Below are 13,668 nucleotides of genomic sequence, written 5' to 3' on the forward strand. Positions count from 1 at the left end.
ACCCAGCTTTCGACTGCCAATATTCAAAGCGAACTTCAAGCTAAGTTAGAAGCTGAGCTGGAACTCATTGAATTAAAAAACACCTATAACCAAGCATTGCTAAATGGAAGTGATAGCTTAGCTGCGGTTTACTCTTCTCAACTAGAGGAAAAAAAGCAAGAACAGCAAAATCTACAAGCTGAAATTGCTAATTTACAAACAGCAATCAACAATCAGATTGTAGAAGAGTCTAAAAATAAATTAGAGCAAGCACAAGCGGTTCAAAATCAGCAAAATAATGCAACAACTAACCCTATTATTTTGCGTGAATTGGATATAAACACAAAAGTTACGCAAGAATTACTAAAACAAACGAAAGATATGACGCAATTATCACAAGATAATTTGCGTATTAAAAGTGTGCTTGATAACCTTCAACAAACCCAACGTAATATTGAAGAGCAAATTAGTTCATTACAAGGCACATTGGTGCTTTCTCGTATTATCAATAAACAAAAACAATCATTACCGCAAGATGAAATGATTTCGGGCATTTCTAAACAAATTACCGATTTGCGGGTGCGTGTTTTTGATATTACCGAGTTTAAAGATTCTTTCTCTAATATCAATGCCTATATTAGTAAATTGGAACAAGATGGTAAAACCACATTTACAGCTCAAGAGAAACAACAACTAACCACGATTTTGCAAGAGCGTTCAACAACTTTGTCTGAAATGATTAAGTCGTTAAACAATCAGCTTAATTTATTGATTAATATTGAATTGAACCAACAACAGGTTCAAACCATTAGTGATACGTTACAACAAAAACTACAACAACAAAGTTTCTGGGTAAAAAGTAATAGCCCGATGGACTTAGAGTGGTTTAGTAAATTTATTGATGTCGTTCACTATCAAATTCTTGATATCGGTAAAAAACTCAACTTCTCAAATTGGCGTGATAATATTGTGCCGGCAGGTGTTTTAGTTACTATTTTATTATTACTTGCAACTTTTATTAACCGCCAAAAAGATAACATTAAGCAAAAGCTGCACCATATTAATAACCGATTAAAGATTGTTGCAACTGATAGCCAATGGAATACACCACTTGCTATTTTTTGGACTGTAGTGCTTTGCTTACCAAGTACATTTATTTTCTTAGCAGGGTTTATCGCCGTTACTTATATTTCATTAGAAAATCCACAAGAAGTCTGGGCTTGGGGATTAAAAATGGCGACTTATTGGCTTTACTTTGCTTTCTTAGTGGCGATGTTACGCCCTCACGGCATTGGGCATATCCATTTTAATATGCCACAAAAAAGTAATGAAATTTTCCGAAATATTTTAAGACGCTCAGTTTGGTTAATTGCGTTATTGCTTAATACCTCTATTTTTACAAAATTAGAAACCGGTGTTTCTTACGATGTGCTTGGGCAAACAATGACAATCCTCGTCTTAATTTTAATGATCTGGATGATTGCTCCAGCCTTCAGACAAGCTATTTCTACTTATGAAAATGTAACGCATCAAGAAACCAAAGAATCGAAAAGTATTCTTCTGACGATTGTGAAATTAGTCTTGCTCATTGCTCCGGTTGTTCTGATTATTCTTATTGTACTGGGTTATTACTACACAGCATTAGTGATTATTGAGCATTTAATTGCCTCCTATTTTGCAATTATTACTTGGATTATCGTCCGCAATGTTCTCTACCGTGCATTTTCTATTTCCGCACGTCGTCTTGCTTACAGACGTCTACAAGAAAAAAGAGAAGCGGCTGAAGCTAAAGCTCGTGCCAAGGCGGAACAAAATAATGAAAACCCGGATGGTGTGGAAATTCCGTTTGAGTTAAAAGAGGATTCTATTGCTGTAAGCGAAGTGAAAAATCAGATGTTGAAGTTAACCGATTTCGTACTTTGGATTGGCTTATTCGTGCTACTCTACTGGGTATGGTCGGATTTAATTACCGTTGCTCTCTACTTAGATGGCGTAACCTTGTGGCAGCAAAGTGTAACTACAGAAGCCGGCATTGTGATGGAATCTATCACGCTGCTGAATTTGCTCACTGCTATTCTCATTATTGTGGTGATGGTAGTGTTGATCAGAAACTTAGGCGGCTTACTCGAAGCCCTTATTTTCTCTCACTTCAAGTTATCGCAAGGTACACCCTATACAATTACCACGCTCTTAACCTATTTAATTATTGCGTTAGGAGCAATATTTGCCTTCGGTACATTAGGAGTATCTTGGAGTAAGCTCCAATGGTTACTCACCGCACTTTCCGTCGGTCTGGGTTTTGGTATGCAAGAAATCTTTGCAAACTTCGTTTCAGGTATTATCATCTTATTTCGACGCCCAATGCGTATTGGCGATACTATTACAATCGGCACATATAGTGGCACAGTCTCAAAAATTCGTATTCGAGCCACCACATTAGTTGATTTTGATGGTAAAGAAGTTATCGTACCAAATAAAGCCTTCGTAACCGAACGTTTGGTAAACTGGGCATTGAGCAGCACCGCAACCCGTATTATTGTTCAAGTTGGTGTTGCTTACGGATCTGATGTAGAGTTAGTTAAACGCTTGTTACTACAAGTAGCGGAAGAAAATCCGAAAGTGCTGAAAGATCCACAACCAAGAGCTTATTTCCTCACATTTGGGGCAAGTACATTGGATCACGAATTAAGGGCTTATGTGAATGATTTATCTGATCGTAACCCAACTATTGATGCACTCAATACGCGTATTCATCAGGTCTTTAATGAGCATAATATTGATATTGCATTTAACCAATTAGATGTTTATATCAAAAATAACGATACACAAGATGAAATTAAAGTAGGTTCAAAACGCTTTGATTTTGAACTACCTAATAACATAACAACAAAAGAAAAGGACTAAAAATGGCAGGCAACAGCATCGGACAATTATTTAAAGTAACCACTTTTGGCGAATCACACGGTATTGCATTAGGCTGTATCGTAGATGGTGTACCACCAAATATGGAATTAAGTGAAGCTGATTTACAGCCTGATTTAGACCGCCGTAAACCCGGTACTTCACGCTACACCACCCCTCGCCGAGAAGATGACGAAGTACAAATTTTATCGGGTGTGTTTGAAGGAAAAACAACCGGCACGAGCATTGGTTTAATCATTAAAAATGGCGATCAACGCTCGCAAGATTACGGCGATATTGCCGAAAAATTCAGACCGGGACACGCAGATTATACCTATCAACAAAAATACGGCATTCGTGATTATCGTGGTGGTGGTCGTTCATCTGCTCGTGAAACCGCAATGCGTGTTGCCGCAGGTGCTATTGCCAAAAAATATTTGCGTGAACAATTCGGCATTGAAGTACGTGGCTATTTATCGCAAATTGGTAATGTAAAAATTAACCCGAAAACGGTTGAAAATATTGAACAGATTGATTGGCAAGCTGTCAATAGTAATCCTTTCTTCTGCCCTGATCCTGTGGCGATTGAAGGCTTTGACACCTTAATTCGTGAGTTGAAAAAAGAGGGCGATTCCATTGGTGCAAAACTAACTGTAATTGCGGAAAATGTACCTGTTGGTTTAGGCGAACCGGTATTTGACCGCTTAGATGCCGATCTCGCCCACGCCTTAATGTCTATTAACGCGGTGAAAGCGGTCGAAATTGGCGATGGTTTTGCAGTGGTGGAACAACGTGGTAGTGAGCATCGTGATGAAATGACCCCTGAAGGTTTTTTATCTAACCACGCTGGTGGTATTTTAGGCGGGATCAGCTCTGGTCAGCCGATTATTGCAAACATTGCACTCAAGCCCACATCAAGCATTACTATTCCGGGTAAAAGCGTGAATAAAAATAATGAGCCTGTTGAAGTCGTTACTAAAGGCAGACACGATCCTTGCGTGGGAATTCGAGCTGTGCCGATTGCAGAGGCTATGATGGCAATCGTCTTGTTGGATCATTTACTTAGATTTAAGGCTCAATGCCGCTAAACTAAGCTCAAGCGGTGGATTTCTTGTTCTTTTTTGCAAAAAAATCCTCAAATTTAACCGCTTGAATCACTTATATAAACTCGGAAAAACGATGAATTTACTTAAAACAGTCTTTATATCAAGCCTAGCAATCGTTGCTACCACTGCCAATGCAACCCAATGGGAAAAAATCAAAACTCCGGTGCAAGGTAAAGCTCAATCTATCGGTGGATACAGCAATGGTTGCATTATTGGAGCAGAGCCATTAGCTTTAAAAGGCGAGGGCTACCAAGTAATCCGTTCTGCAAGAAACCGCTATTACGGACATCCACAACTACTTGATTACCTCACTAACTTAGCCAAAAGAGCAAAAACCGCTGGTGTGCCAACCATTCTAATTGGCGATATGGGAATGCCTGCGGGCGGACGTTTTTCTTCAGGACACGCATCTCACCAAACAGGGTTGGATGCCGATATTTGGTTAAGGTTTGGACCTATGGATGATGAAACCGCCAAAAACCCAGCCGGGTTAGCCACTATTATGGTTAATCGCAATACACAGCGAGTTGATGACAATTTATGGAATCAGCACCATACCTATTTAATTAAATTGGCAGCTTCAGACAGCCGAGTAGATCGTATTTTCGTAAACCCTGCGATTAAAGTAAAACTTTGCCAAACAGCAGGAAGTGATCGTGGCTGGTTGCGTAAAATCCGTCCTTGGTATGGACACGACTCGCATTTCCACATTCGCTTAACCTGCCCTGCTGATGCCGCAAGTTGTGAAAATCAAGCTCCTGTTCCAGCAGGCGATGGCTGTGGCGAAGAGCTTTACTCTTGGTTTGAGCCTAAACCGGATACAGGCACGCCAACTACAAAAGTATTACCCACACCACCTGTTCAGTGTCAGATGATTTTATCTGAGCAAGGTTTGAATTAATTGCAAAACAACACCTTTTTTTAACCGCTTGTAAGCACAACAAGCGGTTAAATTTCTTGAAAGTTTTACTATTATGCGTTTATTTGTAGCCGAAAAACCCAGTCTTGCCAGAGCCATTGCCGATGTATTGCCAAAACCACATACAAGAGGCGACGGCTTTATTCAATGCGGAGAACACGATACCGTAACGTGGTGTATTGGTCATCTATTAGAACAAGCCGAACCTGATGCCTATGACGAACGCTTTAAAATGTGGCGAATGGAACACTTGCCGATTGTGCCTGAGCAATGGAAACTCATTCCCAAAAAAGAAACGCTAAAGCAATTTAAAATCGTCGAACGGCTCATCAAGAAAGCCGATATTTTAGTGAATGCAGGCGACCCGGATCGTGAAGGGCAACTTTTGGTAGATGAAGTTTTTGGTTATCTCAATTTACCACCTGAGCGTAAAAGCCAAATTCAACGTTGTTTAGTCAGCGACCTCAATCCAACTGCGGTAAGCCGTGCGATTGAAAAATTGCAAAAAAATAGTGATTTTATACCGCTTGCAACCTCTGCTCTTGCTCGTGCCAGAGCGGATTGGCTTTACGGCATTAATATGACAAGAGCTTATACCCTACAAGGGCGTTGGGCGGGCTACAAGGGCGTATTATCTGTTGGTCGAGTGCAAACCCCTGTGTTGGGTTTGATCGTCCGCGGTGATCTGGAGATCGAAAACTTTATTCCAAAAGATTATTTTGAAGTTTTCGCTCATATTGACGTGCCGGAAACACAAGAAAAATTCAAAGCTCAATGGCAACCGAGCAAAGCGTGCGAAGATTATCAAGACGAAGATGGGCGAGTGTTATCTCGTCCGCTTGCGGAAAATGTAGTAAAACGGATTATCAACCAACCTTCCAAAGTTATTGACTATCAAGACAAAATCGAAAAGGAAACAGCCCCACTTCCCTACTCGCTTTCTGTATTACAAATGGAGGCGGCAGGGAAATATGGGCTTTCTGCTCAAGCTGTACTTGATATTTGTCAGAAACTCTATGAAACACACAAGCTGATTACTTACCCTCGTTCAGATAATCGCTATTTACCGACAGAGCATTTTAATGATCGGTTTAAAGTAATGGCAGCTATAGCCCATCACCTGCCTGAATATCAAGAAAAACCGGAGGTTGTTGATCCTAATCGCCGTAATCGTTGCTGGAATGATAAAGAGGTCGAAGCACACCACGCGATAATCCCAACCTCTAGGCAAGGTACTGTACATTTAACGGAAAATGAAAAGCGGATTTATCAGCTTATTGCTCGCCAGTATTTAATGCAATTTTGTCCTGATGCAGAATATCGCAAAAGCAAAATTGATCTTGAAATTGCGGGAGGGAAATTTACCGCTCAAGCTCGCAATTTAGCAGTTGCAGGTTGGAAAGCCTTGCTTGGTAAAGAAGATAATTTCGATGATGCAGAACCATTATTGCCTATTGTAAAAAAAGGACAGCTTTTACACTGTGAAAATGGCGAAATTATGAGCAAAAAAACACAACCGCCACGCCATTTTACTGATCGTAGTTTACTTTCTGCGATGACTGGCATTGCCCGTTTTGTACAAGATAAAGAATTGAAAAAAGTGCTAAGAGAAACAGACGGCTTAGGCACAGAAGCCACTCGTGCCGGTATTATCGAATTACTGTTTAAGCGTGGATTTTTAATCCGCAAAGGTAAAAATATTCACAGTACCGAGGCAGGTAGAACGCTGATTCACGCATTACCCGATTCCGCTACACAACCGGATATGACCGCCCATTGGGAAATGCAGCTTAACCAAATCAGTAAAAAAGAGACGAGTTATCAGCAATTTATGTTTGAGCTAAATCAACAACTACCTCATTTGTTACAAAGCCCAAATCGTCAAATTTTGCAAAATTTAGCGAAAATTACACCGCTTGCAAGCAAGCCGAAAGCTCGTTATTCGAAAAAGACAACACAAACTGCTGAAAATTAAATCAAGCGTTTAAAAATCAGCGTTTGCCTCTTGTCAAAAGGGGATAAATTCTATATTATTCACGCCATTGCAAATTTCGCATAAAGAATTATATAGAGAACAAATTAATGTTAATCAATGTTTTAACAATTGCTTATCTTGTTATAGCCGTATTGCTTATCGCATTCGTATTAATGCAACAAGGTAAAGGAGCTGATGCCGGTGCATCTTTCGGTGCGGGTGCTTCAGCAACTGTTTTTGGTTCAGCAGGTTCTGCAAACTTCTTATCAAGAACAACTGCATTATTAGCAACAATCTTTTTCGCAATCAGCTTAGTAATCGGTAACTTAAGTTCAAATACAAAAGCACCAACAAGCCAATTTGAAGATTTAAGTCAAGTTGAACAAAAACAAGTAGAACCGGTTAAAACCGAAAATAACGATATCCCTCAATAATCGTTAAAAAATTAAAGCTCTGGTGGTGGAATTGGTAGACACGCCATCTTGAGGGGGTGGTGGGCGTAGCCCGTGCGAGTTCAAGTCTCGCCCAGAGCACCAAATAGAAAGCCTGTAAAATCAATGTTTACAGGCTTTTTTCTTATTTTCATAGAATCAATCTATATCATAGTTATTTGGATTTGATATTTATTTCAATATCGAAAAGGTCTGTAGTTTTTCCTTCCTTATTCGTCCAGCTTACTTTACCGGTAGCAATAGTGCTAATTTCATCATCAATATCATTTGGTGGTAGATGGCGTAGTTTATCTTGAACGACTGGACGTTTTAGTTCTTTTTGAAGCCATTCATTTAGCTCTTTTTCTTCTAAGTCTCGCGTTGTTTCTTGGTTTTTACGCACTATCCAAGCAGCAAAGAAAGTAAAAAATACGACCAATAAAATTCCAGCATTTACCCAGCCTATCTTATTAAAGATTAAAATCGTAAAAAAGGTAATGATTAATAGCATAATAAAATAACAAAAATTACCCATTTTATTTTCTCCATAGCAGCCAACTTATGGCTCATATATAGCAATTTCGATTTCAAATTTCAATAAACTACCACTATAAATCAAAGAATTTCTTCAATTTCTTTTTCAATTTTACCGCTCGGGTTTATAAACCTAGAACGACATTAATAAAATATTACACAAAGCAAAAGGACCAAACTCTTTTCAGAATTTGGTCCTTAAATTTAGCTATAACTTATCAATTAACCTTTGTAGTTATATACGTGAGCAACTAAGTCTAATACTTTGTTTGAGTAACCAACTTCGTTATCGTACCAAGATACTAATTTAACGAATGTATCTGTTAATGCGATACCTGCTGCTGCATCGAATACAGAAGTTTCAGTCGCACCGTTGAAGTCTGTTGAAACTACAGCATCTTCTGTATAGCCTAATACGCCTTTCATTTCGTTTTCTGAAGCACGTTTGATTTCAGCACAGATTTCAGCATAAGTTGCCGGTTTTTCTAGGTTTACTGTTAAATCAACTACAGAAACGTTAGTTGTAGGAACACGGAAAGCCATACCGGTTAATTTACCGTTTAATGCAGGTAATACTTTACCTACTGCTTTCGCTGCACCTGTTGATGAAGGAATGATGTTTTGTGAAGCACCACGACCACCACGCCAGTCTTTCGCTGATGGACCATCTACAGTTTTTTGTGTCGCAGTTGTTGCGTGAACTGTAGTCATTAAGCCTTCTTTAATACCGAATTTATTGTGAATTACTTTCGCTAATGGTGCTAAGCAGTTTGTTGTACAAGAAGCATTAGAAACGATATCTTGACCTGCATACGCATCAAAGTTTACACCGTTTACGAACATAGGAGTTGCATCTTTAGATGGACCAGTTAAAACAACTTTTTTCGCACCAGCAGTGATGTGTTTACGAGCAGTTTCATCATCTAAGAATAAACCTGTTGCTTCAACTGCGATATCAACACCGATCTCGTCCCATTTTAAGTTAGCAGGATCACGCTCAGCAGTTACACGGATTGCTTTACCGTTTACTACTAATTGACCATCTTTAACTTCTACAGTACCGTCAAAACGACCGTGAGTTGAATCGTATTTCAGCATATAAGCCATATAATCAACATCGATTAAGTCGTTAATACCTACTACTTCAATGTCATCACGATGTTGTGCTGCACGGAAAACGATACGACCGATACGACCAAAGCCGTTAATACCAATTTTAATTGCCATAGATTTTTCTACCTATATTAAAGTTAAACAAAATTTGTTCTTTATGTACTACTAAAGATGTAGAGATTATAGCACATCTTTTCACTTTACTGACAAGCTAAAAGAACTCACTCAATATAACAGATAAATTTTTTGTGATCTATGTCAAATTTTGAAATTTATAACGATTTACAATGAAAAAAAAGTTACAATGTTTTTGATGATTTCAGGAGAAAAATAATGATTAAAGATATTAAATACTTAACCGAACAGCAAATTGATATTTTAATAAATCACGGTACAGAACGCCCTTTTACAGGCAAGTTTTTAAATGAAAACCGTGTTGGTATTTACCGTTGTGCAAGATGTCATCAAGAGCTCTTTCATTCTGATACTAAATTTGATGCGGGTTGTGGCTGGCCAAGTTTTTATCAAACAATTTCAGAAACATCATTACGCTATCTGGCTGATTACAGTTTCGGAATGCAACGGACCGAAATCCGTTGCGGAAATTGTGATTCCCATATGGGACACGTTTTTAACGATGGTCCGCCACCTACAGGATTACGTTTTTGCCTAAATTCTGTCGCATTAAATTTTAAATGGGCTGAAACAGGCGAGGAAATGGACGGCTAATTTTAGAGATACAAGCGGTTAAATTTGGGTAGCAATTTGCAAAAAACTATCTAAATTTAACCGCTTGTTTAACTGGCGATAAAATATGAAAAAACGCTTACTACTATTATTTTTTGTTTTATTAGGGAGTACTTTATTTTTGAACTACAGAAGTTTGAGCATTTACACTCCGCCCGAAGTTGTTTTTCAAGATTCTAAGAAAAGTATCTTCAAAGAAATGAAATTTTCTTCTTATTGGCAATGTTATCAAAATACCGGCATTACACCTGCCTCAAATAAACGTTTTCAGTTGCTTAATTGGAATATTCATAAAGGCAAAAATGCTAATTGGCAAGAAGATCTAAAGAAATTTACTGAGAAAAAAGATTTTGTGCTATTACAAGAGGCAACTTCGGGGCAACAGATTTCAAACTTACTTCCACAATTTGAAAGCTCTTTACATATTTTTGCGTTCCAGTATCAAGAGCAAAAATCAGGTATTCTCAATTTAAGCCGTTTAGATGCTGATCGCTATTGCCTAAATGGATCTCAAGAACCTTTGCTTAGATTGCCTAAACTGATGTCTGCAATGCGTTTTCCGTTTGAAAATGGCAAATCTTTGCTTATGATTAATGTACATTTAATTAATTTTGACTGGACGAACCATAGCTATCAGAAACAATTAGATGGCTTGAAAGAGCTTATCCAACAACATCAAGGTGCAATTGTTTTAGCAGGCGATTTCAATACTTGGAATGAAAAACGTAAAAAGAAGCTATTTGAATTAACGAATAAACTACAACTAACCGAAGTGCGAATCACACCCGATACTCGAACCACTGCATTTGGTTATCCGATAGACTATATTTTTACTCGAGATATTATTGTACATTCAGCATCAAGCTATGCCGTGAAGAGTTCCGACCACAATCCGCTTGAGCTTGATTTTTCACTAAAATAGCATAAACCATTTTGATAAGGACTATCTTATGCCGTTTTCTTTTACTTGGAGTGGCGTTTTACTCCTGATTAACTTTCTGATTGTGCTAGTGTTTGCCACCAGAGTGTTATACACCCAGCGTAATATCGGTGCAGCAATTGCGTGGATCATTATTCTCTTCGTTTTACCCATAGGAGGAATTGTTCTTTACCTGTTGATCGGCGAACCTCGTGTCAGCAAACGTCGTCTTGCTCGAACCAAAAAAATGATCAAGTTCTATGATGAATTTGCGGAAGAATATTTACCCAGTGAGCATTTTAACCCCGATGATAAAATTCCTTCAGCCTTTCGTGGTATTGAACGAATGGCAGAGAAAACCACTCGTTTGGGTGCAAGTGCTAATAATAGTATGAAGTTACTCAGTACCACCGACGATATTTTGCATTCTATGATTGAAGATATTGAGCAAGCACAATACAGCTGCCTACTCGCCTTTTATATTGTAGAACCTGAGGGCAAAATTAATAAGCTACTAGAGGCAATCAAAGCGGCGGCAGAACGTGGTGTGCATTGTGTGATTTTAGCTGATGATGTAGGAAGTGGTCCGTTCCTCAAAAGTGAATGGCGAATAAAACTAGAGCAAGCCGGTGTATTTATTCAAACGTCTCTACCTGTTGGGATTATGCAAACTATTTATGGGCGTAATGATTTGCGTAACCACCGTAAAATTTTAGTCATTGACTACCAAATTGGTTATACAGGAAGTTTTAACTTAATCGACCCAGTATTATTTAGAAAAGAGATTGGTATTGGCAGATGGTTTGATGTGATGATGCGTTGCACCGGTCCTGTTGTGCTTGAAATGGCAGCTGTTCTCTACGCTGATATTGCCGTAGAAGATGATGAAAACCTGCAAAAAGTAAAAGATTTCTTAAATCAACAGGCAAAGAAACACAATGGCTTAACACCACCTACTACCGGCAATGTTATTGCACAGGTCATTCCATCCGCTCCTGAACAAGAAGAAAGCATTATTTATGAAACCATTTTATGTGCAATTCACCTTGCAACCAAACGCATAGTAATTACTACCCCTTATTTTGTGCCAAATGAACCACTATTATTGGCACTCACTACTGCCGCACGCAAAGGAGTTGACGTTACTCTAATTTTACCGAGAAAAAATGACTCAAAAATGGTGCATTATGCTTCAAGAGCTTACTTCCCGATGTTACTTAAAAACAATGTCAAAATCGCTCGTTTTGATGAAGGTATGCTTCATACTAAAACACTAGTGATTGATGATGAGTTCAGCCTATTTGGTACAGTAAATATGGATATGCGAAGTTTCTTCTTGAATTTAGAAATCAGCCTTGCTATTTATGATAAAGAAATGACTGAAGAGATTACTCAACTTCAGCAAAAATACTTAGCACAAAGTGAATTGATTACTCCAAAAGGCTGGCGTTATCGCATCAAATTGTGGGGGTTAGTGGAAAACATTGTCAGATTGATGAGCCCACTACTCTAAATACAAGCGGTCAAAATCAGAACGTTTTTTGCAAATTTTTAACCGATTTTGACCGCTTGTTATTCATTAACTCTTACAAGATAGTCCTGTTCTTGGCGTTACACCAAAGAAATTTTTCGCATTTGGTTTTGTTTCGGTTGATTGTGCTTTTGTTGGTAACGAGCTATCCATTTGCCACGCATTCCAGCCTCCATCATACACAACGGCATTTTTCCAGCCTGCCATTTGTGTCATAAACCACGGAATACCTGCTCGCCAGCCTGTACCGCAATAGAATGCCAAGCTATCATTTGGCTTAATTCCTTGTTTTTCCCATAAGGCAAAAATCTCTTTGGGGTTTCGTAATGAACCATCCGGATCGTAATAATCCGCCACATTAGATGAATCTGTACCGGCATAGCCCCAAATTGCACCTTCTGGTTCGCCTTTGCCCGGGATGTAATCATAACCACTGATTGTACCTAAATGCTCTTCCCAAGCCCGAATACTGACTAATTTCACCCCCTCTTTTTGCTTCGCATAAGCCTCTTGAGCGGTCTCAATAGACAAATGTGGATTAGCCGGAATTTTCGTTCCGAAATCCGTTGCAGGCGTTGGCGTATTAACGGTGGTATCAATCGGGAATTCATTGTTAATCCACGCATTTACACCGCCGTTGAGAATTCTCACATCCTCCACCCCAGCCCATTTTAACGCCCAAAGCACTCGGAATGCAGCAAGCTGGTTTTCAGAATAAAGTACAACGGTTTTGTCTTTAGTAATGCCGTTTTTTAATAGATTTTGTTCGATAATTTCAGCTGAGGATAAATTCCATACGGGAGCATTTTCAATCCAATCGGTATCAAAATGATAAGCTCCTGTAACGTGCTGCTTGTAGCCTGTTGCTTGATCGACCGGTCCCCAAGAAACGTGAAAGACCATTGTATCATTACCCAAATGCGTTTCCGGCTGTTTGCCATCTAAAGCCTCTTTTAACCATTGTGCTGAAACCAACCAATGATAATTTGGGAAAGTTTCTAAAGGCATATTTGGATCTTGAGTATATTTTGCAAATTCTTTAAATAACTTGATCTTGTAACCTTTTGCTGCAAACTCAGCAGAAACTTTCTCTAAGTTGTCAAGATTGTCATCATAAAATACGAGCGTTTTATCTTTGGTAATCCCCTTATCAGCAGCAAAACTCTCGAAATAGTCGGGGTGGATTGCTTCAATCCATTCTGCGGTAAATTGAATAGCATTAGGAATATGTCCACCTCGTGCAGTTTGAGGGCTTTTAAAGCCGTTGTAAAAAGTATCGCCCCGTGTGTCAATAATCACAATATCAGGATTATCTTTTTGTTTAAGCAACTCAGTTTGTGAAATTTCACTGATTTTTTGCTCATTGCACGCAGCTAGAAAGCTAATGGCAATCGCCAATACGGAAAGTTTTAAAGGTTTCATTGTTACTCCTAACAAGTTGATTCTAAAGGATTTTTGCGAAGAATGGACACGCACCACACGCCAAACATCATAACGAATGTTGCAATCCACC

The 13,668-nt window shown here is 38.8% G+C and carries 11 protein-coding genes and 1 tRNA gene; 9 read left to right on the forward strand and 3 right to left on the reverse strand.

Annotation, left to right across the window (positions count from 1 at the left end):
• From mscK to ACJHV0_RS00045, 6 genes are all read left to right on the forward strand, one after another.
• On the forward strand, positions 1-2,883 hold a 2,883-nt coding region (gene mscK, locus ACJHV0_RS00020), incomplete at its 5' end, for a mechanosensitive channel MscK (RefSeq protein WP_483133022.1).
• A 2-nt stretch (positions 2,884-2,885) separates the two neighbouring features.
• A complete protein-coding gene (gene aroC, locus ACJHV0_RS00025) occupies positions 2,886-3,968 on the forward strand; it encodes a chorismate synthase (protein ID WP_334234369.1) in 1,083 nt (360 codons plus the stop codon).
• 91 nt (positions 3,969-4,059) lie between these two features.
• Positions 4,060-4,887 carry a penicillin-insensitive murein endopeptidase gene (mepA, locus tag ACJHV0_RS00030; RefSeq protein ID WP_483133023.1) on the forward strand — a complete coding sequence of 276 codons (828 nt, stop codon included), beginning with the start codon at positions 4,060-4,062 and terminating at the stop codon, positions 4,885-4,887.
• A gap of 73 nt (positions 4,888-4,960) precedes the next feature.
• Positions 4,961-6,880 carry a DNA topoisomerase III gene (locus tag ACJHV0_RS00035; RefSeq protein ID WP_483133024.1) on the forward strand — a complete coding sequence of 640 codons (1,920 nt, stop codon included), beginning with the start codon at positions 4,961-4,963 and terminating at the stop codon, positions 6,878-6,880.
• A gap of 107 nt (positions 6,881-6,987) precedes the next feature.
• A complete protein-coding gene (secG, locus tag ACJHV0_RS00040) occupies positions 6,988-7,314 on the forward strand; it encodes a preprotein translocase subunit SecG (RefSeq protein ID WP_483133025.1) in 327 nt (108 codons plus the stop codon).
• A gap of 16 nt (positions 7,315-7,330) precedes the next feature.
• Positions 7,331-7,416 (forward strand) — tRNA-Leu (locus ACJHV0_RS00045).
• A gap of 70 nt (positions 7,417-7,486) precedes the next feature.
• On the opposite strand, the gene ACJHV0_RS00050 is transcribed toward ACJHV0_RS00045, so the two are convergent.
• On the reverse strand, positions 7,487-7,846 hold the full coding sequence (locus ACJHV0_RS00050; RefSeq protein ID WP_483133026.1) for a hypothetical protein: 360 nt from the start codon (positions 7,844-7,846) through the stop codon (positions 7,487-7,489).
• 221 nt (positions 7,847-8,067) lie between these two features.
• Complete coding sequence (gene gap, locus ACJHV0_RS00055; protein WP_025235879.1) at positions 8,068-9,072, reverse strand: type I glyceraldehyde-3-phosphate dehydrogenase; 1,005 nt, start codon at positions 9,070-9,072, stop codon at positions 8,068-8,070.
• Between the two features lie 219 nt (positions 9,073-9,291).
• Between gap and msrB the strand changes: the two genes are divergently transcribed.
• The 3 genes from msrB to cls all read left to right on the forward strand — a co-directional run bounded on the left by msrB (position 9,292) and on the right by cls (position 12,137).
• Positions 9,292-9,687, forward strand: a complete 396-nt coding sequence (msrB, locus tag ACJHV0_RS00060) for a peptide-methionine (R)-S-oxide reductase MsrB (protein ID WP_483133027.1) — start codon at positions 9,292-9,294, stop codon at positions 9,685-9,687.
• An 85-nt stretch (positions 9,688-9,772) separates the two neighbouring features.
• Positions 9,773-10,627, forward strand: a complete 855-nt coding sequence (locus ACJHV0_RS00065) for an endonuclease/exonuclease/phosphatase family protein (RefSeq protein ID WP_334253901.1) — start codon at positions 9,773-9,775, stop codon at positions 10,625-10,627.
• A 28-nt stretch (positions 10,628-10,655) separates the two neighbouring features.
• The gene (gene cls / locus ACJHV0_RS00070; RefSeq protein ID WP_483133028.1) at positions 10,656-12,137 is read left to right on the forward strand and encodes a cardiolipin synthase; all 1,482 of its coding nucleotides are present in this window, start codon (positions 10,656-10,658) and stop codon (positions 12,135-12,137) included.
• Between the two features lie 66 nt (positions 12,138-12,203).
• On the opposite strand, the gene ACJHV0_RS00075 is transcribed toward cls, so the two are convergent.
• On the reverse strand, positions 12,204-13,577 hold the full coding sequence (locus ACJHV0_RS00075) for a sulfurtransferase (protein WP_483133029.1): 1,374 nt from the start codon (positions 13,575-13,577) through the stop codon (positions 12,204-12,206).
• Between the last annotated feature and the right edge of the window lie 91 nt (positions 13,578-13,668).

The organism is Mannheimia sp. (assembly GCF_056854775.1).